We start from the raw sequence: 22,720 nt of genomic DNA, 5'->3' as shown, positions 1-22,720 counted from the left end.
CTCCGGCCTAGGTCGAGCCGCGCCACACCCTCCGCCAGAAGGACGTCCTCCGGGGCTCGGGCGGAGCGGCTGCCTCGGCGGCGCGGCGGGCGGCGTCCCGGCGCGCACGCCAGCGCTCCACCTCGGCGTCGACGTCGCGGAGTCCGGTGATGACGGGCGGACCGCCGAGCAGCTGGCGTCTCGCGTCCACGACGCGGTCGTTGAAGTCCTCGAGGATGTCCCGCACCTGCTTCTCGGTGTACTGGCGGTCCAGGCGGTCGTCGAGCTCGGCGTCCTCGGTACGGAGCAGGATGGCCCGCGGTCCGAGCCCCGTGATGTTCTCCCGCTGGATGAGGCTCTTGACCCACCAGTCCGGGTCATGGGCCTCCCCCAGCCCGGGGATGGGCTTGCCGGCGAGCGCCAGGTTGTCGAACTCGCCGCGGGCGATCGCGCGGTCCACGATCAGCCGGGCCCGTCTGACCTCGTCCTCACCCTGGCGCAGGGGCGCCATCCCGCTGTCCGCGGAACCGCCGTCGTCGTGCTGGCGGTCGAGTTCGGCCATGGCGTCCGCGGCGTCGCCGCCCTCGTGCGCGGCGCGGTACTGGGCGGCCTTGCGCAGGCGCTCCTCGTGCTCGTTCGACCTGCTGATGCCGCTGCCCTCCCGCGTCGGTCCGCCGTCGTGCCTGGCATCCCAGTATTCCGAGGACGCCGCACGCTGTGCAACCGTGCCCGCAGACGAGCGTCCTGCCCTCCGAGGGTGTACGCCCGGCAGGCGCATCAGCCCGGCAGCCATCCCGCGATCCGGCAGCCGGACGTGGCGCGTCGAGCCCGGCGGAGCGGATCCGGCAGCCCGCACGTCTGCCCCGGGGCACGGCGCACACGACGACGGCGGGCCACCCCGGAGCCGGGGTGACCCGCCGTCGTAGGTCCGCTCGTCAGACCAGCCAGGCCGTCGTGTCCGCGGGGAGCTTCCCGTCCTCGAGGGGCGAGCTGCTCAGCAGCACGCGTCCCGCCGGCAGGTCCACCGACGCCGAGCCGAAGTTGGTGATGCTCTGCCAGCCGCTGGGCCGCGTGAAGTGGAGGACATCGGCGATGGTCCCGTCCTCCCAGGTGAAGTCCTCGTCGCCCTGCAGCTCGCGCCGCAGGTCGAGCGCGCGGCGGTAGAAGCTGAGGTGCGATCCGGGGTCACCCTCCTGCACCTCGACCGCGTACTCCCCGAACCAGGCGGGCTGCGGCAGGTGCGCCCCGTCGAAGCCGAAGCCGAAGGACGTACCGTCCTTCGTCCAGGGCAGCGGGACGCGGCAGCCGTCGCGGCCCACGTCGACGCCGGTGTTGCGGAAGAAGGTGGGGTCCTGGCGGTCCTCGTCGGCGATGTCCGCGACCTCGTGCAACCCGAGCTCCTCGCCCTGGTAGACGTAGGCCGAGCCGGGCAGGGCCAGCATGAGCTGCGAGACCGCGCGTGCCCGGCGCTCCCCCAGCCCGCGGTCGAGCGTGGGTGCGGTGCCGCCGCTCAGCAGCCAGTTCCTGCTGGTCTCCGCCGGGGTGCTGTCCGGGCCGGCGGCCGGCAGGCCGTAGCGGGTGGCGTGCCGGACGACGTCGTGGTTGGAGAAGACCCAGGTGGACGACGCCCCGGAGGAGGTCGCCTCGGTGAGGTTCCTGGTGATGATCTCGCGGAACTGCGCCGGGTTCCAGTCGGCCTGCAGCAGGTCGAAGTTGAAGGCCTGGCCCAGTCCCTCGGGGCTGGCGTACCGGGCGCGGCGCTCGGCATGGACCCAGGCCTCGGCCACGGCCGTGCGCGGCGGGGTGTACTCGTTGAACACCGCCCGCCACTCGGCGAAGACTTCGTGGACCTCGTCGCGGTCCCAGAAGGGGTGCTGCCCGTTGTTGTTCTCGCTCTCGGAGCCGAGCGCGGCCTTCAGCGGCAGCGGCTCGGTCATGTCCTTGGTGAGGGCGTGCGCCACGTCGACGCGGAAGCCGTCCACCCCGCGGTCGGACCAGAAGCGGAGGGTGGTGAGGAAATCGTCCCGGACCTCGCGGTTGTCCCAGTTCAGGTCCGGCTGCTCGCGGGCGAAAATGTGCATGTACCACTGCCCGTCCTCGGTGCGCTCCCAGGCGGGGCCGCCGAATACGGAATCCCAGTCCGACGGCGGCTCGGCGCCGTCCGGTCCCTTCCCGTCGCGGAAGATGTAGCGGTTGCGTGCGGCCGAGCCCTTCGGCGAGGCGAGGGCCTCCTGGAACCATACGTGCCGGTTGGAGGTGTGGTTGGGGACGATGTCCGCGATGAACTTGATGCCGGCCTCGTGCAGGGCGGCGATCATCTCGTCGAAGTCCTCGAGCGTGCCGAGCTTCGGGTCGACGTCGCGGTAGTCGTCGACGTCGTAGCCGCCGTCCGCGAGGGCGGACGGATAGAACGGGCTGAGCCAGACGGCGTCGATGCCGAGGGACTTCAGATAGGGGATCCGCGAGGTGATGCCCTTGAGGTCACCGATGCCGTCGCCGTTGGAGTCGGCGAAGCTGCGCGGGTAGATCTGGTAGACGGCGGCCTGGCGCCACCAGTTCGGGTCCTGCATGCGCTCGTCGAGGGCAGCGGGGGCGAAGTCCGCCGTCGCGTCGACGGCCGAGTCGAGATCGGGGTTGACGGTCGAAGTCACGTGGGTCTGGCCTCTCGGTGGTGGAACGGCTTTGCGGAGGAAGGCAATCGACTTCCCCTCTTTATTTCTACGGTAGAAATAAAGATACTGTCAACGAGGAACCGAGCCTGAAGGAAGTGATGCCATGCAGGCGCTCATGTCCCTGTCGCTCCAGAGCCCGGCCCGGGCCCTCGCGCGCGAGGTGCTCGTTCGCGGGCCCATCTCCCGGGCGGACCTCGCGGCCCGCCTGGGCCTGTCCGTCGCGAGCCTCACCCGGCTCAGCAGGCCGCTGCTGGAGGCCGGCGTGCTGCGCGAATCGGAGGAAGCCACCGCGGCGGCCATCGGACGGCCCGTCCGGCCGCTCGAGATCAGCCCGGATGCGCACCGCTTCATCGGCGTCAAACTGACCGGCGACTCCGCAGCGGTGGTCGTCACGAACCTGAAGGCCGACGTCGTCGCCTCCGGCGAGCGCAGGCTGCCCGGCCACGGGGTGGGCGACGTCCTCGACACCATCGTGGAGGCCATCGCCGATCTCGGCCCGCTCTCCGGGTTCAGCGGGATCGGCGTGAGCATCGGCGGCAAGGTGGGCGCTGGCGGAGAGGTCCTCCGGGCTCCGTTCCTCGGCTGGCGGGACGTCCCCCTCGCGGATCTCCTGCACGAGCGGACGGGCCTGCCGGTCGTCGTCGAGAACGACGTCGTCGCCCTGACCGTCGCGGAGCAGTGGTTCGGCGCGGGCCGTGGGGAGAAGCACTTCGCCGTCCTGACGGTAGGAGCGGGCGTGGGGTACGGGCTGGTCATCAATGACACCGTCATCGCCCCTCCGGACGCCGGCCTCGGTCTGGCGGGGCACTACCCGCTGGATCCCTCCGGGCCGCGCTGCAGCGAGGGACACGTCGGCTGCTCGTCCGCCGTCCTGACCATCCGCGCGATCCGCTCGCAGTTCACCGCGTCGACCGGGGAACAGCGGAGCTACGACGAGATCCTCGCGCTGGCGGTGGCCGGACATCCCGTCGCGGACCGCGTGGTGCGCTCCGCGGGCACGGCCCTGGGACTGCTGATCTCGGCGGTGGCCAACCTGACCATGGTGGACCTCGTGGTGCTCTCCGGCGAGGGCATGGACCTCGCCGAGGTCGCAGCACCGGCCGTGCAGGCCTCGATCGCCTATCACCGTGATCCGGAGGCCGTCCCGATCCGGCTGAGCCGCCAGCCGACCGACTTCGCCCAGTGGGCGCGGGGCGCGTCCGCCGTCGTCATCCAGCGCACCATCCTCGGCACCCTGCACTGATCGCGCTCCCCCGCTCGCGACGGGACGCGGGCCTCGGTCCGCGCGGAATTATTCAGCCTCCTGATCAATTGCACCCACATGACAACTATCGCGATCATCGGAGCAGGACGCGGCCTCGGCGCCGCCGTGGCACGGCGTTTCGGAGCCGAGGGGATGGCCGTGGCCCTCATCTCCCGCAGCCAGGGCAAGCTCGACGCCCTCGCGGAGGACCTGGGCAAGGAGGGCATCCACGCCCGGGGATTCGCAGCCGACGTGCGCGATCCCGAATCCATCGCCGCAGCACTCGAGGCGGCCACGGAGACGCTCGGTCCCATCGAAGTCCTCCAGTACAGCCCCCTGCCGCAGAAGGACTTCATGCGGCCGGTCCTCGAGACCACGCCGGCCGATCTCAAGGGGCCCATCGAGTTCTCCATCTACGGACCCGTGGCCGCCGTCCACCAGGTGGTGCCCGGCATGCGCTTCCTCGGCGAGAACCGCGGGACCATCCTCTTCGTCAACGGCGGATCCGCCGTGAAGCCGGGCCGCGCGGTGACCGGCACCTCGATCGCGTTCGCCGGCCAGGCCGCCTACGCCCAGTTGCTGAACGAGGTGCTCGGCGAGGAGGGGATCCAGGTGTCGCAGCTCATCATCGGCGGCCGTATCATCGAGGGCGATCCGGAGAAGGACCCTGCGGTCCTCGCCGGGATCCTCTGGGACCTCCACACCCAGCGCTCCACGTTCCGCCACCAGGTCAGCGCCGACTGACCGGCCGGTACGCCGCACCGGCGGCCCGGACCACCCCGACGAACCCCTACCCGGAGGACTTCATGAAGATCGCACTGCTCGGCATCGGCCGCATGGGACACGAGCTCGGAGTGCACCTGCTCCAGGCGGGCCACGACCTCACGGTCTGGAACCGGACGCCCGCCGCCGCGGAGCGCCTCCGTGATGCCGGCGCCACGCACGCCGACTCCCCCGAGGCCGCGGTGCAGGACGCCGACGTCGTCATGACGGTCCTCTTCGGTCCGGACACCGTCCGCGAGGTGGTGCTCTCGGGCCTGGAGGTTCCGGCCGAGGCCGTCTGGTTCGACGTCACCACCGTCTCCCCCGAGGATGCCCGTGAGTTCGCCGACTACGCGACCGCCGCCGGCGTCCGCTACGTCCACGGACCCGTGATCGGGAGCCTCGCACCGGCCCGGGCCGGACAGCTGGGCGTCCTCCTAGGGGGTGCCGCGGAGGACATCGACGTCGTCGAGCCCCTCGCAGCCCTCTGGGCCGACGCCGAGCGCCTGCGGCGCGTGGCAACGCCGGCGGACGCCGCGACCGGGAAGCTGCTCGCCAACCTCGCCCTCGGGATCACGCTGCAGGGCCTGGTCGAGGCCCTGCGCCTCGGCAAGGCCAACGGGCTCGACGCCGCAGCCGTCCTGGACCTGCTGAAGGGCACCGGCCTCGGCGTGATCGCCGGGATGAAGGGCCCCGTCATCACCGACGGGACCTTCGGCGACACCCAGTTCTCCGCGGATCTCCTCGCGAAGGACGCGCGCCTCATGCTGCGCTCCACGCCCGATCCCCTGCCCGCGGTCACGGCCGTCCTCCAGTCGCTCACCGAGGCACAGCGCGCCGGCGCGGGCGACGACGACATCGCGGTGATCGCGAAGCCCGAACTGTAGCCGTCCGCCCGTCCGGGCCTGCGTCGCCCATTGCGGGCAGCGATGGCTCGCTACCCGCGCGGGGTTCCTCGAAGGGCGGGACGCACGTCCGCGAGAACCTGCGCCCCGTCCGCCGAGGCCTCAGTCGACCTGCGGGAAGCCGAGGTCTATCGCCGACGTCGACGGGTCCGGCCAGCGCGTGGTGACGACCTTCCCCCGCGTGTAGAAGCGGATGCTGTCCGGGCCGTACATGTGCGTGTCCCCGAACAGGGAGTCCTTCCAGCCGCCGAAGGAGTAGGTGCCCACCGGCACCGGGATGGGCACGTTGACGCCCACCATGCCGGCCTCGGCCTCGACCTCGAACTGCCGCGCCGCACCGCCGTCGCGCGTGAAGATCGCGACGCCGTTGCCGTACTGGTTCTCGTTCACGAGCCGGACGGCGTCGGCGTACGTCGCCACCCGGACCACGGAGAGCACGGGCCCGAAGATCTCGTCGTCGTACACCTTCATGCCCGGCTTCACGTGGTCCACGAGGGAGACACCGATGAAGAAGCCGTCCGAGCCGAACTCCTGCTGCGTCCCGTCGACGACCACCGTGGCGCCCTCGGAGGATGCGCCGGTCACGTAGGACGCGACCCGGTCGCGGTGCTCGGCCGTGATGAGCGGCCCCATCTCGGACGACGGGTCCGTGCCGGGTCCGATCCTCAGGCCCGCCATGCGCGAGCGGACCGCCTCGACGAGATCGTCCGCGATCTCGCCCACCGCGACCATGACGCTGATCGCCATGCAGCGCTCCCCCGCGGAGCCGTAGGCGGCGGAGATCGCGGCGTCGGCAGCCATGTCCAGGTCCGCGTCGGGCAGGACCACCATGTGGTTCTTCGCACCGCCCAGCGCCTGGACGCGCTTCCCGTTGGCGGCGGCCCGCGTGTAGATGGTCCTCGCGATCGGGGTGGAGCCGACGAAGCTCACCGCCTTCACGCCCGGGTGGTCGAGGATGGTCTCCACGGCCTCGCGATCACCGTGCACCACGTTCAGCACGCCGTCCGGCAGTCCCGCCTCGGTGAACAGCTCGGCGATGAACACGGACGAGGACGGATCCTTCTCGCTGGGCTTCAGCAGCACGGTGTTGCCGCAGGCGATCGCGCTGCCGATCATCCACAGCGGGACCATCGCCGGGAAGTTGAAGGGCGTGATGCAGGCGACGACGCCGACGGGCTGGCGGATCGAGTGCACGTCCACCCCCGTGGAGACCTGCTCGGACCGCTCGCCCTTCAGCATGTGGCCGAGTCCCGTGGCGAACTCGATGTTCTCGAGGCCGCGGGAGATCTCCCCCTCGGCGTCGGAGAGCACCTTGCCGTGCTCACTGGTGAGGATCGCCGCGAGCTCGGACTTCCGCTCGGTGAGCAGCTGCCGGACCCGGTAGAAGACCGCGGCACGCTTCGCGAGGCTCGCCGACCGCCAGCCGGGAAGGGCCGCCTCGGCAGCCCGGACCGCTTCGTCCACGCGCGCCGGCGAGGCCAGGGCCACCTCCTTTTCCTGCCGGCCCGTGGCGGGGTCGAACACGGGACCGAAGCGCTCGGCGTCGGCCACGCGTGCTCCGTTGATGTAGTGCGGGATCTGCTGCATGGGGGTGAGTCCTCTCGGGGGGATCAGAGCGAGCCGTCGACGAGTTTGATGATCATGGAGCAGTCCCTGCCGCCCTCGCCCTGGTCGATGAGGCGCTGGAAGAGCTGCTGGACGTGCTCGCCGATCTCGAGGGGCGTATCGGTGCCCCGCGCAGCGGCGATGGCGAGTCCGATGTCCTTGTTCGCCAGTTCGGTGGTGAAGGTGGGGGCGAAGTCGTTGTTCGACGCCGCCGTGTCGACGACGCCGGGCACCGGGTACCAGGTGCGCAGGGCCCAGCTGTCCCCGGAAGACACGGACGCGATGTCCCAGAACACCTGCTTGTCGAGGCCCAGGCGGTCGGCGAGCACGGCTCCCTCCGCGGTCGAGGCGAGGTTGACGAACAGCATCAGGTTGTTGCAGATCTTGGCGGCCTGCCCGGTGGTTGCCCCGCCCGTCGGGATGATGTTCCTCGCCATCGGCTCGATGAATCCGGTGGCTTCCTTCACCGCGCCGTCCTCGCCGCCGATCATGAACGTCAGGGTCGCGGCCTTCGCCCCGCTGATGCCGCCCGAGACCGGGGCGTCGACGAACCGGAAGCCCCGCTCCGCGGCGGCCTCGTGCAGCGCGGCTGCGGACTCGATGTCGATCGTCGAGGAGTCGATCAGGAGGGTCGAGGTGTCCGCGTGCGCGAGGACGCCGTCCTCACCGAGGTACACCGCCCGTGCGTGGTCGCCCTTCGGCAGCATCGTGAAGACCACGTCCGCGCCCTGGACGGCCCCGGCGATCCCCTCCACCGCCGTCACGCCCTCCGCCACTGCGGCCGCGACGGCGTCGGCGCTGAGGTCGAAACCCTGCACCGTGTGGCCCGCCCGCACCAGGTTGGCGGTCATCGGACCGCCCATGTTCCCGAGTCCTATCCAGCCGATCGTTGCCATGTCCAAGCTCCTTTGCTCGTGGGTGTCTCCATGTCAGCCTCTCCCGCTGTTACAGTGCGATCAAGGGAAGAAATCACAGACGGTGTGAACGTTTCTGCACAGGCGCGGACGGAGGAGGACCATGGTCGACGTCCGCCGCCTGCCGAGTCCGGACGATCTCCTCATCCTGCTGACCGTCGCCCGCCTGGGCCGCTTCAACGCCGTCGCGGAAGCACTCGGCACCACGCACACCACGATCTCCCGCCGGATCGTCGCCCTCGACCGGCAGCTGGGTGGACGCACCCTCGAGCGCTCTCCGCAGGGCTGGGAGCTCACCGCGCTCGGAGCGGACGCCGTCACCGCCGCCGAGGCGATCGAGCAGAGCCTCGGGGACCTCGAGGCGCGCCGCTCCAGGTCCGACGCCCTGACCGGGATGCTCCGCATCAGCACGCCCGACGGCTTCGGCGCCCGCTTCGTCACCCCCGCGCTCGTGCGGCTGCAGCAGGAGAACCCACGGCTCGACGTGGAGATGCTCAGTGGCACGCGGAAGGCCAGCCAGAACCGCTCCGGCGTCGATCTCGAGGTGGTGGTGGGACGCACCGAGACCGCGACGGCGGAGCCCATCTTCCTCACCAACTACTTCCTGCGCCTCTATGCCGGGCCGGCGTACGCGGAGCGGCGCGGCCTGCCCGAGCGGCTCGAGGACATCCGGCACCACAGCTTCGTCTCCTACGTGGAGTCGGCGCTCCAGGTGCAGGAGCTCGGTCACCGCTCCTCCCAGCTGCCCCTGCCCGTCTCGTCCTTCCAGTCGACGAGCATCTTCGCCCAGGTCGAGGCGGTCCACGCGGGGGCGGGGATCGGCCTGCTGCCGAGCTTCATGGTGCCCGCCGGCTCCGCGCTGCTGCCGGTGCTCCACGACGGTTTCCACCGTCAGCTGCCCATCTGGGCGGTGGCGAGACCGGAGTCGCTCCGGTCCGCAGCCGTGCAGGTCGCGGTCGCGGCGATCCGTCGGGAGATCGGCGAGCGCGCGGACGAGCTGGCCGCCTGACCGCTCGGCACGCACCGACACCTCGGGCGCCCACATCGCAGCATCACCGTCATGCCGCTCAGGACACGGGACGACGACGGCGCGGTCCCGCCGCCGTCGTCGTCCCGTGCCATGGCCGTCGGGCCGTTACTTCTTCGAGGCGGCGAGGAGGTCCGCCGTGCCGCGGGCGTCGGCCTCGTCCACGTCGAGCAGGGAGATGCCGCGGGTCTCCTTCAGCAGGAGCACGGCGACGATCGTCACGCAGCAAGCCAGGAGCAGGTAGATGGCCACCGGCGTCGAGGAGCCGTAGTCCCGCAGCAGGGTCGCGGCGATGATCGGAGCAAGTGAACCGGCGACGATCGAGGTGACCTGGTACCCGAGCGACACCCCGGAGTAGCGCATGCGCGTGGGGAACATCTCGGCCATGATGGCCGGCTGTCCCGCGTACATGAGGGCGTGGAAGAAGAGCCCGATCGTCACGGCCGCGAGGATGATCAGGTCATTGCCGGTATCCATCATCGGGAAGGCGAAGAAGCCCCAGGTCGCACCGAGGACGGCGCCGGCGAGGTACACCGGCTTCCGGCCGAAGCGGTCGGAGTACCGGCCGACGATCGGCACGGCGCAGAAGTGAAGGAAGTGCGCGACGAGCAGCAGCAGCAGGATCCGCGTCCGGTCCTCCCCGACCACGGTGCTGAGGTAGGTGATACTGAAGGTGACCACCAGGTAGTAGAGGATGTTCTCGGCGAAGCGCAGACCCATGGCGGTGAAGACGCCGCGCGGGTAGCGCTTGAACACCTCGACGACGCCGTAGCCCTTGGCCTCGTCCACGACCTCCTTGCGGGCCTCGAGGAAGATCGGGGCGTCATTGACCTTGGTGCGGATGTAGTAGCCGATGATCACGATCACGGCGGAGAGCCAGAAGGCCACGCGCCAGCCCCAGCCGAGGAAGGACGCCTCGTCGAGGACGGCCGACAGGCCGAAGAGCACGCCGGTGGCGAGCAGGTTGCCCATGGGCACGGCGGACTGCGGCCAGCTCGACCAGAAGCCGCGGCTCCTGCTCGGGCTGTGCTCGGCGACCAGCAGGACGGCTCCGCCCCACTCGCCGCCGACCGCGAAGCCCTGGATGAACCGCAGCACCACGAGGAGTCCGGGAGCCCAGTAGCCCACCTGGTCGAAGGTGGGAAGGCAGCCCATGAGGAAGGTGGAGACGCCCACGAGGACGATGCTGAGCTGGAGCAGCTGCTTGCGCCCGTACTTGTCGCCGAAGTGTCCGAAGACGATCCCGCCGATGGGCCGGGCGACGAAGCCGACAGCGTAGGTCAGGAACCCGGCGATGATCGCGTCGAGCTCGGAGTCGGCGCTCGGGAAGAAGACGGTGGCGAAGACGAGCGTGGCCGCCGCGGCGTAGAGGAAGAACTCGTACCACTCGACCACGGTGCCGGCCATCGAGGCGACCACGACCTTCTTGAGACCCGACTGCTCGACGTCGGGCTCCTGCCGCTGCGGTGGTGTGTGCTGCGCTGAACTCATGCGGGCTGCTCCTTCGGTGTCTTCGTTGACACGGCCGGCCGTGACCGGCCTCCGCTGGCCGATGCGCACTGTGACGGAGCACACATCGGGGCGTTACGAGTATTGCGCTGCCCAGTGGGCTGATCAACGCCGATTAGTGCAGACCACTTCTGCATTTACGCACAGGAGGGTCCACCATCGCCGTCCGGCCCACTCCCGGCGCACCGGCGTCGACCACGGCAACCGACGGGCCACGTGCACCGGCTCGGTTGCACCCGTGTGAGTGTCGGAGCTTCTGGGTACGGTACGCATATGGCTACCCCTGACACCCCCGGTCCCGATGCAACCCACCAGCGCCCCGACGGCGTCTCCGACCTCACCGTCGAGGCCCTCGGAAAGCTCTCCGAGGCCCTCGAGGTCGTGGAGCACGCCCGGGGCTACCTCTACGGCTTCCACCGCCTCACCGGCAAGGCCGACCTCAACCTGTCCGATGCCGAGGACCTGTTCCGGAAGGCCGGCCACACCGAGATCGCGGACAAGCTCGCCACCGAGATCATCGGCCGCAACGTGATCGAGGGCCGGTGGACGTTCCAGATCATGGAGGATTACGACGACCACTACTACTCCGAGTTCAAGTCCTTCGAGAAGGAAGCCCGCGACTCGCTGGTCCAGGGCAAGCGGCACCTGTTCGAGGCGGAGATGAAGGAAGACCGCCGCACCAAGGGCAAGGAACACCACGAGGCGCTCCCCCCGGAGGCCTGAGCCGCTCCTGCCGCCGTCAATTCCGACGACTGGTGTGTACATCTGTACGTATGATGCGTACGATCGTACCCATCGGTATCGACGACGGCAGGTAACGCATGACCCGGCACGAATTCCTCGAGGACGACGGACGTACCATGCGCCGGCTCGCCCCGTGACGCCCGGTCCGGCCGCGCACAGGTCTGCGGACCGAGGGGCACCAGCCGCTCCTGCCGCGGGAGACCCGACGCGTGCCCGCCGCCACGACCCGCAGCGCCGCGAGCGGCTCATCGACGTGGCCCTCGGCGTCATCGCCGAGCACGGTGTCACCGGCACCACGCACCGCCGCATCGCAGCGGCCGCAGATGTGCCGCTCGGCTCCATGACCTACCACTTCGACGGCATGGACGACCTCCTGCACGCGGCCTTCACCGTGCTCGCCGAGCGGACGGCGGACGTCTTCGACGCGACACTCTCCGCCGCCACCAGCAGGGCGGACGCCGGCGAGGCCGTCGTCGGGCTCATCACCGGCACTACCCTGACGTCGCCGGAGACCATGCTCGCCAGCCTCGAGCTGTATGCGCTGGCCGCCCGGCGTCCCGCGTTCCGCAGCATCACCGACGCTTGGATGGCGCGCAGCCGCGCCGCCCTGCACACCCACTTCGATCCGGAGACCGCACTCATGCTCGACGCACTCATCGAGGGCACCACGCTCCACCGCGCCCTCTCCCTCGACCCCATGGGCGTCGGGACGGTCCGCGCCGCGATCCTGAGGATCGTCCGGCCATGAGCGCCACCACCCCGACGCAGGAGACGGAGTACACACCCCGCCGCCTCGCCCGCGCGCGCTTCGCCGTCAGCGCCCTGTTCCTCGCCAACGGCGCCCTGTTCGCGAACATCCTGCCGCACTACCCGGCCATCAAGGACGGCCTGGACCTCAGCAACGCGGCGTTCGGCATCTCCGTGGCCGCGTTCCCGCTCGGTGCGATCACGGCGGGCCTGGCCTCGGGCGCCCTGGTCCGCCGCTTCCGGTCCTCCCGGGTCGCCACCGCGGGGACCTGGATCATCGGCCTGTCGATCCTCCTCGCCGGGATCGCACCCTCCTGGGCGGTCCTCACCGTCACCCTGTTCCTGGCCGGGGCGATGGACGCGATCACCGACGTCGCCCAGAACTCGCACGGCCTCCGCGTGCAGAAGCTGTACCGGCGCTCCATCCTCAACTCCTTCCATGCCGTATGGAGCATCGGCGCGGTGATCGGCGGGCTGATGGGCGCGGCGGCGGCAGGTCTCGCCGTTCCGCGCGGACTCCACCTGACGGTGTCCTTCCTACTCTTCAGCGCCCTGACCCTCGTGAGCTACCGCCATCTCCTGCCCGGCGCCGAGCCCGCGGACCCGAAGGACCCTGCGGACCCTGCGGACACATCCGGCACCGCCGACGCGGCAGGTACCGGCACCGAGGGTGCCGGTGGTGCGCGGGCCCGACGGCGATCCCTCGCGACCGCCGGCATCCTGGCCGCCCTCGTGGTCATCGGGATCGCCGGAGCCCTCGTCGAGGATGCCGGCAGCACCTGGGCCGCGGTCTACCTCAGCACCTCCCTCGAGGCGACGCCGACCGTCGCCGGGCTCGGCTTCGTGGCGCTCGTCGGGCTGCAGTTCGTGGGACGGCTCTTCGGGGACCGCCTCGTGGACCGGTTCGGACAGCGTGCCGTGGCCCAGGCGGGCGGGGTGCTGACGGCGGCTGGCATGGGTATCGCGCTCCTCGTCCCGTCCGTGCCGCTCACCATCCTCGGCTTCGGCCTCGCCGGGCTCGGCGTCGCCACGCTGGTGCCCGCGGCCATGCACTCGGCGGACGAACTGCCGGGCCTGCGTACCGGGACGGGCCTGACCGTGATCAGCTGGCTCATGCGCCTCGGGTTCCTTCTCTCACCCCCGATCGTCGGGGCCATCGCGGACGTCTCCTCGCTCCGCGTGGGCCTGGTGGTGGTGCCGCTCGCCGGGATCCTCACCCTGCTCGCCTCCGGCGTGCTGCCGCGGAGGGTACACCCCCACCGCTGATGCCGTACGGCGCAAGCACTTCCGGGGAACGTCAGTACACTTCGAATATGTTGCGCATCCCCGCCGGGTCCCCGAGAATCCCACGTCCGTGACGCCGCCGAGCGGGGCCGCAGGCGCAGCGGTGCAGTCAGGACCTCCTCGCGTGACGGCCGGATCGCCCGCGGACACCTCGGACCCCTCGCTCCGGTTCCTCACGGACAGGGTCGAGGCCGTACGGGACTCCCTCCCCCGGACCCTCGAGCTCGCGCTCGACCTCGGCGCCGCGGTGCCCCTCCCCGGCTCGGGCCGCACCGCCGTGACCTGGCAGCTGCTGACCACCCTCGCCGCGGCGGACCTCACCGTGGCCCGCGTCGTCGAACCCCACCTCGATGCACTCGCCATCCTCGACCAGGCCGGACTGCCCGACGCGGCCGCTCCGGGCGACCACGGAACCTGGGGCGTCTTCGCGGCCGAGCAGCCCGGCCTCGCCCTCACCGCCACCTCGGGGACGGGCGACGCCTGGACCCTGACCGGCACCAAACCGTGGTGCTCCCTCGCCGGACACCTCGACCGCGCGGTCGTCACGGCACACCTGGACGACGGCGGCCGGCGGGCCTTCGCCGTGGACCTCCGCAGCGCCGGCGTCACGGCCGAGCCGGCGGGGACGTGGATCAGCCGTGGCCTGCCGACCGTCACGAGCGCGCCCGTCCGCTTCGACGGCGTCACGGCCGCACCGATCGGCGGGACCGACTGGTACCTCACGCGGGACGGCTTCGCCTGGGGCGGCATCGGCGTCGCGGCCTGCTGGTACGGCGGAGCCCTCGGCATCGCCCGCACCCTGCTCGACGCCGCCCGGCGCCGCACCCCCGACCAGATCGCGCTGATGCACCTCGGCCGGGTGGACGCCGCCCTGCACGAGACGCGCACCCTGCTCACCCGGGCGGCGGACGAGGTGGACGCCGGCCGCGCCACCGGACAGGACGGAGCGCTCCTCGCGGCCCGCGTCCGCGCGACCGCCTTCCGCTGCGCCGAGCTCGTGCTCGACGCGGCCGCCCACGGCCTCGGCCCCGCGCCGCTGGCCTTTGACGACCGCCACGCCGGGCGCGTCGCGGACCTACACCTCTACCTCCGCCAGCACCACGCCGAGCGTGACGACGCCGCCCTCGGCCGGCGCGTCCTCGAACGCGCGGCGGCGGGAGGTCCGGCATGGTGAGCTTCACGCACGACGGCGCAGGCACGCCGGAATCGCACTGGCGCACGTGGGAGCACGACCGCACCGCAGGCGACCTGCAGGTCGAAGCCCTGTTCGACGGCCGGCTCCCGGCCCGGTTCCTCCTGCTCGCAGCACACCCGGACGACGAAACCCTCGGCGCCGGCGGCCTCCTGGCGCGGCTCGCGCACGACGGCGTCCGGTGCGACGTCGTCGTCCTCACCGACGGGGAGGGCTCGCACCCGGACTCCCCCACGCACACGCCGGCGCGGCTGGCCGAGGTGCGGCGCGAGGAGGTCCTGAGCGCCGTCCAGGTGCTCGCACCCGCCGCCCGGGTGTCCTTCGAGGGATTGCCTGACGGCGGGGTGGCCGACGACGACGTCGCCGCCGTGCTGCGGCGCGAACTCGCCGACGGCGAGGACACCCGCACGCTCGTCGCCGCCCCGTGGCGCAGTGACGGGCATCCCGACCACGACGCCGCGGGCCGGGCGGCGGCAGGGGTGTGCACCGAACGCGACATCCCCCTGCTCGAGTACCCGATCTGGCTCTGGCACTGGGGGTCCGTCGAGGAGCAGGAGGAGGAGCTCGACGGGATCCTCCTGCTGCCGCTCGGCGCGGAGGACCACACCCGGAAGGAGTCCGCGCTCGCCACGCACGTCTCCCAGACCCAGCCGCTCTCGGACGCGCCAGGCGACGAGGTCCTGCTGACGCCCGATGTGCTGGAGCACTTCAGCCGGAACGTCGAGGCGTTCTTCGTGACCGAGGGCCGCTCCACCTTCGAGCGGCTGCACCGCGACCACGCCGATCCCTGGGAGGTGGCCGAGCGGTTCTACGAGCAGCGCAAGCGCGCCCTGACCCTGGCCAGCCTGCCGCGGAGCCGCTTCTCCCGCACGCTGGAGATCGGTTGCTCCGTCGGGGCGCTGACCCGTGAGCTCGCGGCGATCTCGGACAACCTGCTGGCCCTCGACACGAGCGAGACCGCGGTCCGGCGCACCAACGAGGCGCTCGTCCTGGCGGACGCAGCCTCGGCCCGCCTCGCCACGGTGCCCCGCGACTGGCCGCGGGAGGACGGACCCTTCGACCTCGTGGTCCTGTCCGAGACCGGGTACTTCCTCTCGTCGGACCAGCTCGACGACGTCCTCCGGCTGATCCTCGGTTCCCTCGACGAGGACGGCGTCCTGGTCCTGTGCCACTGGCGCCACCCCATCGAGGGCTGGGAGCTGGACGGCGACGCGGTGCACGAGCGCGTCCGCCGGCAGTCCGGCCTGGCGACGCTGGCCCTCCACACCGAGGAGGACTTCCTCCTGGAGGTCCTCGTCCCCGCGCCGGCCGTTTCCGTGGCACGCCGCGAAGGCCTGCTGTGATCCCCGGCCACGTCGCCGTCGTCGTCCCCGCGCGCGACGAGGAGCAGTGGCTGCCCGCGTGCCTCGCCGCGATCGACACCGCGCGCGTGCATCTCCTGCGGACCGTCCCCCGCGTCCTGGTCTCGGTCACGGTGGTGCTCGATCGCTGTACCGACCGCTCCGAGGCCGCGGCCCGCAGCATGCCCGGTGTCTCCGTCATCGCCGGGAACTTCGGCTCGGTCGGTGCGGCACGCGCTGCCGGTGTGCGCTACGCCCTCGCCCGGTCCCGCAGCCAGCCTGCGCGCATGTGGTTGGCCAACACCGACGCGGACACGCTCGTCCCGCGCGACTGGCTGGTCGGCCACCACCGCCTCGGCTCCACGCACGACGTCGTCCTCGGCACGGTCCGCCCCACCCTGACCGCGGACAACGCGGACCGCCTGCAGCTCTGGTCGAAGGCGTACACACCCGACGACGGGCACCACCACGTCCACGGCGCCAACCTCGGTGTCCGCGGCAGCACCTACGAGGACATCGGCGGGTTCCGGGCGCTGGCCCAGGACGAGGACGTCGATCTCGTGCACCGTGCCCGGGAAGCCGGGGCGCGGTGGACCGCCTCAGGGGCGCTGCAGGTCACGACGTCGTCGCGCACCGTGGGACGCGTCCCCGCCGGCTTCTCGACCTACCTCGGAGCCCTCGGCGTGCAGGCGGTCTGACGTTTTTCCTGAATGTCCGGGGGATCTGTTAGACAGGACCTGTCATCAGCGGCCCGCCGTACGGAGCGGGTTGCGGGGCACCTTGGGGGGAAGAACACGGTCATGCGATTCGGGGAGATGCTGCGCCAGGCGCGCGGCGCCAAAGGGCTGACACAGGCCGAACTGGGGGCCGAGGTCTACTCCCCGAGCTTCATCTCCCTGCTGGAGCAGGGGCAACGCCAGCCGACGCCGGACATGGTGCGGCACTTCGCCGCACAGCTCGGCATGGACGTGCAGACGCTGGGCTGGTGGGTGGAATCTCCTGCCGCGGATGACCAGCCCGCGCTCGCGACCGCGATGTTCGCCGCGAACTACGCCCGGGACCTACAGGACGATTCCCTCGCCGCCTCGGAGGCCGAGCACGCCGCCGTCATCGCCCACGAACAGCAGAACGCACCGGCCTGGTGGGACATGTCGATGCTCCAGGCGCAGTCCCTGATCTCCCGGCGTCGCCTCGAGGAGGCCGAGGCCGTACTCCGGCGCATGCATAGCTCGCCCCTGCTGGCCCCGACACCCGAGATGTCCTCGATCGTCCTCGGACGTCTCTCGATCATCGCGCGGAGCCTCGGACGGCTCGACGAGGCCGTGGCGCTCGCGCAGGAGGCCGTGCAGATCGTCGAACACCTGGCGGACCATGACGCGTCCGTCCGCTTCCAGGCGACGTTCATCCTCATCGCCGCCCTGTCGGTGAAGGGCGACCTCGACGACGCGTGGGACGTCGCGACCGGCCTCGACCTGATACCCGATTCGGTGACGGTGCCGTCACTGCTCATCGCCCGGGGAGCCTGGGCCGTCGGCAACATCGCCTTCCGCCGGGGGGACATCGAGAAGGGCCGCGAATACCACGCACTCGCCGCACGGCTCCTCCTGCCGCAGGCCGATCTGGCCGCGTGGGCCCAGTTCCACCGATCGAGTGCCACCCTGCACCTGCAGGCAGGTCTCGCGGACGCGTCCGTCCGCCGGTCCCTGGACTTCGCCGAGCTCGGGTTCACGGTGATCGGCACGGAGGCGCAACGGCTCGAACTCGCGCTCGCGCTCGCCCGGTACGCTCTGCTGGTGGCCGACCTCGACACCGCCGGCCGCTTCCTGGGGACGGTGTCGGGGCAGAGGGAGCTTCTGGATTTCGAGACCCTGACAGACCTGGAGGAGTGCCTCGGGCTGTACTACACGGCTCTGGGCTCCGGCAGGCAGGCGTCGCGCCACCTCGGCGAGGCGGCCCGCCTGTACGCGGAGGCAGGCGCCGATGAGAAGGCCCGTGAGCTGACGGACCAGATACGAGCGCTCGACGCCTGAAGCGACGATTCGGTCGTTCGGCCGTACGGGCTGTCGCCTACATCGACGCGAGCAGGGCCTCGCAGGTCTGCTCGCAGCGACGGCAGGCCTCGGCGCAGATCCGGCAGTGCTCATGCATGTCCGCGTGCTGCGAGCACTCGTCACCGCAGGCCGTGCAGGCCGCACGGCAGGCTTCGAGGACGGCGCGGCTCAGGTTCGCGTCGTACCCCGTGTGGCGGGACAGGATGCGCCCCGTCGTCACGCAGATGTCGGCGCAGTCGAGGTTGGTCCCGATGCATGTCCGCAGCTCGGCCACCATGTCCTCCGCAAGGCAGGCGTCCGCACAGGCCGAGCACGTCTGGGCGCAGTCGAAGCACGCTTCCAGGCAGGCGACCAGCAGATCGCGGTCGAAGCCGTCGCGGTCCTGCGGGTAGGTGTCGAGCATCGCACCGGCGTTCGTCATGGCAGACTCCTTCGGATCGGTCTCGTGCCCGGCCGGACACGCATTCGACAGTACGCTTACTACTTTCCGTTCCGCCACCGGATCCTCGGATCGGGACCGACCGGTGATCGTCAGCCCACAGGGCGGAAGCGCCGGATGCTGTAGACGATGAAGGCCGCAGCAAGGAGCCCGGAGAGGATCAGGCTCGATCCGACACTCCAGCCACCGGGCAACCACCACCGTTCATCGAGCGGCCACCAGGCGGGCACCGGCGGGTTGAGACCCCAGAGGACACCGAGCAGCACCAGCACCAGGGCGCCGAGGAAGCTGATGACGATGTTCCGGATGCTCTTCACGCCCTGCGCGGCTGCGGCGAAGGCCTTGCGTTTGACGGGTTGCAGCCAGCGCCGCGCCCATTCGTACTGCTGGGCGAGCACCGCGAGGCCTGCCACGAGCGCAAGGAGGCCGGGCCCGGGAAGCACGAGCGCCGCGAGGCCGACGACCACCAGCAGCCACCCGACCACCAGGCCGAGGATGCGGCCGACGCCGTGGGGGCGCGTCCGTCCGGCGAACACGGACCCGCGCCCGCGCCGTTGTCGAGGAGATCGTGCCATCACGAAGTACTCAGCCAGCTGTGCATTCCTCTATCGTTGGGGGGACACCAGATCGTTGCAAGGACTCCGACACCGCTCGGCACCGGGTTGCTTCCCCCTCGAGGAAGTGGTTCGACATCAGGGTCCGTGACCGGCACGATCACTCGCAGACTTCCCGCCCTCAGGGCGGACCGCTACAGAAGGAGAACATCATGATCGGATTCCTCGTCGCAGGCCTCATCATCGGGGCACTCGCCCGCCTCATCAAGCCGGGCAAGCAGAACCTCGGGCTGCTCGCGACCCTCCTGCTCGGCCTCGTGGGCTCCATCATCGGCGGGCTCATCGCGCAGTTCTTCAACACGGGCGGCATCTTCGAACTCAACGTCTTGGGCTTCGTCCTCGCCGTGATCGCCGCCGTGCTGCTCATCGGCGTCGCCGAGTCCCTCGCCGGTCGCCGCCGCGTCACGCGCTAGGGCCCATCGAGGCACGAAAGGGGCGGCTCCGGCCGCCCCTTCTTCGTGTCACCGGTCCGCCGCCGACGCCGTATTCCGCGCCGTGCAACGCCGTCCTGCGGATGCCGGCACGCCTCGGCCCTCCCGCTCGTTCACCCAGTACACGTGCCCGGAGAACTGTCACCGTGCAGGTGTAGCGTTGACATCAGATGGGGCACAGAAACGTTCGGAAGGCTCAATCATGAACAAGAACTGGCGCTGGCTCCCCGCCGGCATCGTCCCAGTCGTCATCGTCGCTGCCGCCGTGAGTGGGTCCGCAGTGGCCGAAGCCCAACCGCAACTCCCCGCGAAGACCGCGCAGGAGCTGCTCGAATTCGTCGCGACGAGTAGCGACGACGCCTACTCCGGCACGGTGGAGCAGTCCTCGGACCTCGGCCTCCCGGACATCGGCATGGCCACTCCCCCGGGCGGGACATCGAGCTCGGACCCGACCTCCATGGCCCTCGAACTGCTGACCGGCGACCACACCGCGCAGGTGTACGTCGACGGTCCGGACAAGGCACGCGTCCAGGTCCTGGACCAGCTCGCGCAGCGGGACGTCGTCGTGAACACCACCGACGCCTGGTACTACGACTCGCAGTCCAACGAGGCCACGCACGCCGTGCTGCCGGACCAGGACGCCGCGAAGGCCGAGCTCGAAGCGAAGCTGCAGCAGAAAGCTGCTGAATACCCGGAGCTGCAGAACGTCCCCCGCACACCCGCCGAACTGGCCCAGACCTTCCTCGCGAGGATCGACCCCAGCACCGAGGTGGCCGTGGACGGCACCAGCCGCGTCGCGGGACGCAGCGCGTACCAGCTCCTGCTCACCCCTGAGGACCCTGCAACACTGATCGGCTCCATCGCCGTCAGCGTCGACGCCGAGACAGGTGTGCCGCTGAGCGTCACCGTCCAGGCCAAGGGCCAGGAGGATCCGGCCTTCACGGCGGGCTTCAGCGCCGTCGACTTCAGCACCCCTGATGCCGGCATCTTCGACTTCACGCCTCCTGCCGGAGCCACCGTCACGGAAGCACCTACCGCGGACGAGGCCCGGGCGAAGCTGGAGGCAGAGGGAGCACCGGCCGAGACGCCGGAGCAGCCGACCGTCATCGGCGAGGACTGGAGCACCATCGTGGAGCTGCCCGCCGGCAGTGCGGGTCAGCTCGGCCTGGACCTCGGCGACGGGGAAGCCGCGGGAATGGGCGAGATCATGGAGATCAAGCCCGGCATGGACCCCGAGGAAGTCGCCGGAGCCCAGGCGCTCCTGCAGCAGGCACTCACCGAGGTGGACGGCGGCAAGGCCCTGCAGACCTCGCTCGTTTCGGTGCTCGTCACCGATGACGGCCGAATCCTCGCAGGCGCGGTCGGGGTCGACCAGCTCGTCGCCGCCGCCCAGCAGTGACCGGAGCACCACCGAGGTTCTCGAGCGGGCCCGCACGGACAGTGCGGGCCCGCTCGTGAGCGGGGACACCCTCGCGATCGAGACGCTCGGTCTGACCAAGGTCTTCGGCAGGCAGAAGGCCGTCAATGGCGTCGATCTCGCCGTTCCCCGTGGCTCGGTCTTCGGCTTCCTCGGCCCGAACGGTTCAGGCAAGACGACCACCATCCGCATGCTCCTCGGACTGGCTGCCGCATCGAGCGGGGAGATCCGCCTGCTCGACGGCGTCATGCCGAAGGATGCGCGGGCGGTCCTGCCGCGGGTCGGCGCCCTGGTCGAAGGCCCGGCCATCTACCCGTTCCTCTCGGGGCGCGCCAACCTGCAGCGCTTCGACGCCGCGGACCGCCACACCTCGCCCGCCACCCGGAACGCCCGCGTCGACGCCGCCCTCGAACGGGTGGGCCTCAGCCATGCCGCGAAGAAGCGGGCGCACGCCTACTCCCTCGGCATGAAGCAGAGGCTGGGCATCGCGAACGCGCTGCTCGCCCCGCGGGACCTGCTCATCCTCGACGAGCCGACCAACGGACTCGATCCGCAGGGCACCCGGGAGGTCCGCAGCCTCATCCGGTCCCTGTCCGATGACGGCACCACCATCTTCGTCTCGAGCCACCTGCTGGCCGAGGTCGAGCAGATGTGCGACCGCATCGCGGTCATGAGCGCCGGTCAGCTGGTCGCCCAGGGCACTCTCGACGAGCTCAGGTCCGCAGGCACGGCTCGCGTCCGCGTGGCCACGCCGGACTTCGCGGACGCGCACCGCGTCCTCAGCGGACTCGGGCTGACGCCCGAACCGCACGGACGCGACGATGTCATCACGGCCGAACTCTCGGTACCCGGGCTCCTGCCCGAGACCGTCAACGCCGCACTCGTGCGTGCCGACGTGCGGGTCCGCGGCTTCGAAGCCAGCGGTGCCTCGCTCGAGGACCGTTTCGTCGCACTCACCGGAGAGGGGTTCGACGTTGCCGGCTGAATCCGCAGTCACCCGCCCACCTCGCGCCGGAGGATCGCTCGGGCTCACGCTCGTGCTGTCCGAGGTCACCGTGCTGTTCCGGAGGCTCCGCACGTGGGCGATGATCGGGGCGCTCGCGCTGATCCCCATCCTGATCGCCGTCGTCGTCCGCGTGTCCTCCGATGGTTCGGCCAGCGGCCGCGGACCCGCCTTCCTCAACAGCATCACGGAGAACGGCCTGTTCGTGTCGCTGACCGCGCTCACCGTCGCCATCCCGCTCTTCCTCCCGCTGACCATCGGGGTCGTGGCGGGCGATACCATCGCCGGCGAGGCGAACCTCGGCACCCTGCGGTACCTGCTGGTCGCTCCTGCCGGGCGCATCCGGCTGCTGCTCGTGAAGTACGCCGGCGCGGCCCTGTTCTGCTTCGTCGCCACGCTCACGGTCGTGATCACGGGCGCCATCATCGGCGCGCTGCTGTTCCCCGTGGGTCCGGTGACGCTGCTGTCCGGCGACACCGTGGGCATCGGCGGGTACTTCGGGCGGCTCCTGCTGCTCGCCCTCTACGTCACGGTGTCCCTCATGGGACTCAGCGCCATCGGCCTGTTCATCTCGACGCTCACCACCATCCCGGTCGGAGCGATGGCGGCGACCGCGGCGCTCGCGGCCGTCGCGCAGATCCTCGGAGCGCTGCCCCAGCTGGAATGGCTTCACCCCTGGCTGTTCACGAACTACTGGCTGGGCTTCGCGGACTTCCTGCGGCAGCCCATCGTCTGGTCCTCCTTCATCGACAACGCCGTGCTGCAGACCGGGTACATCGCCGTCTTCGGCACGCTGGCCTATGGGCGGTTCAGCACCAAGGACATCCTGAGCTGACGGGGCT

Annotated in this window: 22 protein-coding genes; 15 read left to right on the top strand and 7 right to left on the bottom strand. The window is 70.8% G+C overall.

Annotation, left to right across the window (positions count from 1 at the left end):
- Nucleotides 1–7 precede the first annotated feature (7 nt).
- Nucleotides 8–772, bottom strand: a complete 765-nt coding sequence (locus NVV32_RS03575) for a DUF1992 domain-containing protein (protein ID WP_422391415.1) — start codon at nt 770–772, stop codon at nt 8–10.
- Nucleotides 773–914: 142 nt separating this feature from the next.
- The gene (locus tag NVV32_RS03570) at nt 915–2,549 is read right to left on the bottom strand and encodes a glycoside hydrolase family 13 protein (protein ID WP_422391991.1); all 1,635 of its coding nucleotides are present in this window, start codon (nt 2,547–2,549) and stop codon (nt 915–917) included.
- A 205-nt stretch (nt 2,550–2,754) separates the two neighbouring features.
- On the opposite strand from NVV32_RS03570, the gene NVV32_RS03565 reads away from it, so the two are divergent.
- The 3 genes from NVV32_RS03565 (at nt 2,755) to NVV32_RS03555 (ending at nt 5,543) form a co-directional block, all read left to right on the top strand.
- Nucleotides 2,755–3,894: an ROK family protein gene (locus NVV32_RS03565; protein WP_422391414.1), complete on the top strand. Its 1,140-nt coding sequence runs from the start codon at nt 2,755–2,757 to the stop codon at nt 3,892–3,894.
- Nucleotides 3,895–3,972: 78 nt separating this feature from the next.
- On the top strand, nt 3,973–4,638 hold the full coding sequence (locus tag NVV32_RS03560; RefSeq protein WP_422391413.1) for an SDR family NAD(P)-dependent oxidoreductase: 666 nt from the start codon (nt 3,973–3,975) through the stop codon (nt 4,636–4,638).
- 62 nt (nt 4,639–4,700) lie between these two features.
- On the top strand, nt 4,701–5,543 hold the full coding sequence (locus tag NVV32_RS03555; protein ID WP_422391412.1) for an NAD(P)-dependent oxidoreductase: 843 nt from the start codon (nt 4,701–4,703) through the stop codon (nt 5,541–5,543).
- Nucleotides 5,544–5,663: 120 nt separating this feature from the next.
- Here NVV32_RS03555 and NVV32_RS03550 read toward each other — a convergent pair whose 3' ends face one another.
- Nucleotides 5,664–7,148: a CoA-acylating methylmalonate-semialdehyde dehydrogenase gene (locus NVV32_RS03550; RefSeq protein WP_422391411.1), complete on the bottom strand. Its 1,485-nt coding sequence runs from the start codon at nt 7,146–7,148 to the stop codon at nt 5,664–5,666.
- Nucleotides 7,149–7,171: 23 nt separating this feature from the next.
- The gene (mmsB, locus tag NVV32_RS03545) at nt 7,172–8,062 is read right to left on the bottom strand and encodes a 3-hydroxyisobutyrate dehydrogenase (protein ID WP_422391410.1); all 891 of its coding nucleotides are present in this window, start codon (nt 8,060–8,062) and stop codon (nt 7,172–7,174) included.
- Between the two features lie 121 nt (nt 8,063–8,183).
- Between mmsB and NVV32_RS03540 the strand changes: the two genes are divergently transcribed.
- The gene (locus NVV32_RS03540; RefSeq protein ID WP_422391409.1) at nt 8,184–9,089 is read left to right on the top strand and encodes a LysR family transcriptional regulator; all 906 of its coding nucleotides are present in this window, start codon (nt 8,184–8,186) and stop codon (nt 9,087–9,089) included.
- A gap of 126 nt (nt 9,090–9,215) precedes the next feature.
- Here the strand turns inward: NVV32_RS03540 and NVV32_RS03535 are convergent, their stop codons facing one another.
- On the bottom strand, nt 9,216–10,598 hold the full coding sequence (locus NVV32_RS03535) for an MFS transporter (RefSeq protein WP_422391408.1): 1,383 nt from the start codon (nt 10,596–10,598) through the stop codon (nt 9,216–9,218).
- A gap of 291 nt (nt 10,599–10,889) precedes the next feature.
- Between NVV32_RS03535 and NVV32_RS03530 the strand changes: the two genes are divergently transcribed.
- The 7 genes from NVV32_RS03530 (at nt 10,890) to NVV32_RS03500 (ending at nt 17,953) form a co-directional block, all read left to right on the top strand.
- Nucleotides 10,890–11,339 carry a hypothetical protein gene (locus NVV32_RS03530; RefSeq protein ID WP_152815392.1) on the top strand — a complete coding sequence of 150 codons (450 nt, stop codon included), beginning with the start codon at nt 10,890–10,892 and terminating at the stop codon, nt 11,337–11,339.
- Between the two features lie 154 nt (nt 11,340–11,493).
- Nucleotides 11,494–12,108: a TetR/AcrR family transcriptional regulator gene (locus tag NVV32_RS03525; protein ID WP_422391407.1), complete on the top strand. Its 615-nt coding sequence runs from the start codon at nt 11,494–11,496 to the stop codon at nt 12,106–12,108.
- Nucleotides 12,105–13,373, top strand: a complete 1,269-nt coding sequence (locus tag NVV32_RS03520; protein ID WP_422391406.1) for an MFS transporter — start codon at nt 12,105–12,107, stop codon at nt 13,371–13,373. Before NVV32_RS03525 ends, NVV32_RS03520 begins: the two co-directional genes overlap by 4 nt.
- A 142-nt stretch (nt 13,374–13,515) precedes the next feature.
- Nucleotides 13,516–14,565 (top strand): acyl-CoA dehydrogenase, encoded by a 1,050-nt coding sequence (locus tag NVV32_RS03515; protein ID WP_422391405.1) that lies wholly within the window; start codon nt 13,516–13,518, stop codon nt 14,563–14,565.
- Nucleotides 14,559–15,926 (top strand): PIG-L family deacetylase, encoded by a 1,368-nt coding sequence (locus NVV32_RS03510; protein ID WP_422391404.1) that lies wholly within the window; start codon nt 14,559–14,561, stop codon nt 15,924–15,926. The genes NVV32_RS03515 and NVV32_RS03510 overlap by 7 nt, the downstream gene beginning before the upstream one ends.
- The gene (locus NVV32_RS03505; protein ID WP_422391403.1) at nt 15,923–16,621 is read left to right on the top strand and encodes a glycosyltransferase; all 699 of its coding nucleotides are present in this window, start codon (nt 15,923–15,925) and stop codon (nt 16,619–16,621) included. Before NVV32_RS03510 ends, NVV32_RS03505 begins: the two co-directional genes overlap by 4 nt.
- Nucleotides 16,622–16,723: 102 nt before the next feature.
- On the top strand, nt 16,724–17,953 hold the full coding sequence (locus NVV32_RS03500; protein ID WP_422391402.1) for a helix-turn-helix domain-containing protein: 1,230 nt from the start codon (nt 16,724–16,726) through the stop codon (nt 17,951–17,953).
- A gap of 37 nt (nt 17,954–17,990) precedes the next feature.
- Here NVV32_RS03500 and NVV32_RS03495 read toward each other — a convergent pair whose 3' ends face one another.
- A complete protein-coding gene (locus NVV32_RS03495; protein ID WP_422391401.1) occupies nt 17,991–18,395 on the bottom strand; it encodes a four-helix bundle copper-binding protein in 405 nt (134 codons plus the stop codon).
- A 110-nt stretch (nt 18,396–18,505) separates the two neighbouring features.
- On the bottom strand, nt 18,506–18,988 hold the full coding sequence (locus tag NVV32_RS03490; protein WP_082471396.1) for a PGPGW domain-containing protein: 483 nt from the start codon (nt 18,986–18,988) through the stop codon (nt 18,506–18,508).
- Between the two features lie 191 nt (nt 18,989–19,179).
- Here NVV32_RS03490 and NVV32_RS03485 point away from each other — a divergent pair, with 191 nt between their 5' ends.
- From NVV32_RS03485 to NVV32_RS03470, 4 genes are all read left to right on the top strand, one after another.
- Nucleotides 19,180–19,440 carry a GlsB/YeaQ/YmgE family stress response membrane protein gene (locus tag NVV32_RS03485; protein WP_055769848.1) on the top strand — a complete coding sequence of 87 codons (261 nt, stop codon included), beginning with the start codon at nt 19,180–19,182 and terminating at the stop codon, nt 19,438–19,440.
- A 220-nt stretch (nt 19,441–19,660) separates the two neighbouring features.
- On the top strand, nt 19,661–20,857 hold the full coding sequence (locus tag NVV32_RS03480) for a LolA family protein (RefSeq protein ID WP_055769846.1): 1,197 nt from the start codon (nt 19,661–19,663) through the stop codon (nt 20,855–20,857).
- Between the two features lie 55 nt (nt 20,858–20,912).
- Complete coding sequence (locus NVV32_RS03475) at nt 20,913–21,860, top strand: ABC transporter ATP-binding protein (protein ID WP_055770716.1); 948 nt, start codon at nt 20,913–20,915, stop codon at nt 21,858–21,860.
- A complete protein-coding gene (locus NVV32_RS03470; protein WP_235498732.1) occupies nt 21,850–22,713 on the top strand; it encodes an ABC transporter permease in 864 nt (287 codons plus the stop codon). Before NVV32_RS03475 ends, NVV32_RS03470 begins: the two co-directional genes overlap by 11 nt.
- Nucleotides 22,714–22,720 lie beyond the last annotated feature (7 nt).

Origin of the sequence: Arthrobacter sp. N1 (genome assembly GCF_048288285.1) — a bacterium.
Lineage (GTDB): Bacteria > Actinomycetota > Actinomycetes > Actinomycetales > Micrococcaceae > Arthrobacter_D.
Note: the sequence above shows the minus strand (reverse complement) of the source record. Positions and strands in the feature narration are given on the sequence as shown.

Excerpts from the sequence above, each read along its gene's own strand:
- NVV32_RS03575 (WP_422391415.1), bottom strand. The coding sequence starts at position 772 with ATGGCTGCCGGGCTGATGCGCCTGCCGGGCGTACACCCTCGGAGGGCA.
- NVV32_RS03570 (WP_422391991.1), bottom strand. The coding sequence starts at position 2,549 with ATGCAGGACCCGAACTGGTGGCGCCAGGCCGCCGTCTACCAGATCTAC.
- NVV32_RS03565 (WP_422391414.1), top strand. The coding sequence starts at position 2,755 with ATGCAGGCGCTCATGTCCCTGTCGCTCCAGAGCCCGGCCCGGGCCCTC.
- NVV32_RS03560 (WP_422391413.1), top strand. The coding sequence starts at position 3,973 with ATGACAACTATCGCGATCATCGGAGCAGGACGCGGCCTCGGCGCCGCC.
- NVV32_RS03555 (WP_422391412.1), top strand. The coding sequence starts at position 4,701 with ATGAAGATCGCACTGCTCGGCATCGGCCGCATGGGACACGAGCTCGGA.
- NVV32_RS03550 (WP_422391411.1), bottom strand. The coding sequence starts at position 7,148 with ATGCAGCAGATCCCGCACTACATCAACGGAGCACGCGTGGCCGACGCC.
- mmsB (WP_422391410.1), bottom strand. The coding sequence starts at position 8,062 with ATGGCAACGATCGGCTGGATAGGACTCGGGAACATGGGCGGTCCGATG.
- NVV32_RS03540 (WP_422391409.1), top strand. The coding sequence starts at position 8,184 with ATGGTCGACGTCCGCCGCCTGCCGAGTCCGGACGATCTCCTCATCCTG.
- NVV32_RS03535 (WP_422391408.1), bottom strand. The coding sequence starts at position 10,598 with ATGAGTTCAGCGCAGCACACACCACCGCAGCGGCAGGAGCCCGACGTC.
- NVV32_RS03530 (WP_152815392.1), top strand. The coding sequence starts at position 10,890 with ATGGCTACCCCTGACACCCCCGGTCCCGATGCAACCCACCAGCGCCCC.
- NVV32_RS03520 (WP_422391406.1), top strand. The coding sequence starts at position 12,105 with ATGAGCGCCACCACCCCGACGCAGGAGACGGAGTACACACCCCGCCGC.
- NVV32_RS03510 (WP_422391404.1), top strand. The coding sequence starts at position 14,559 with ATGGTGAGCTTCACGCACGACGGCGCAGGCACGCCGGAATCGCACTGG.
- NVV32_RS03500 (WP_422391402.1), top strand. The coding sequence starts at position 16,724 with ATGCGATTCGGGGAGATGCTGCGCCAGGCGCGCGGCGCCAAAGGGCTG.
- NVV32_RS03495 (WP_422391401.1), bottom strand. The coding sequence starts at position 18,395 with ATGACGAACGCCGGTGCGATGCTCGACACCTACCCGCAGGACCGCGAC.
- NVV32_RS03490 (WP_082471396.1), bottom strand. The coding sequence starts at position 18,988 with ATGGCACGATCTCCTCGACAACGGCGCGGGCGCGGGTCCGTGTTCGCC.
- NVV32_RS03485 (WP_055769848.1), top strand. The coding sequence starts at position 19,180 with ATGATCGGATTCCTCGTCGCAGGCCTCATCATCGGGGCACTCGCCCGC.
- NVV32_RS03480 (WP_055769846.1), top strand. The coding sequence starts at position 19,661 with ATGAACAAGAACTGGCGCTGGCTCCCCGCCGGCATCGTCCCAGTCGTC.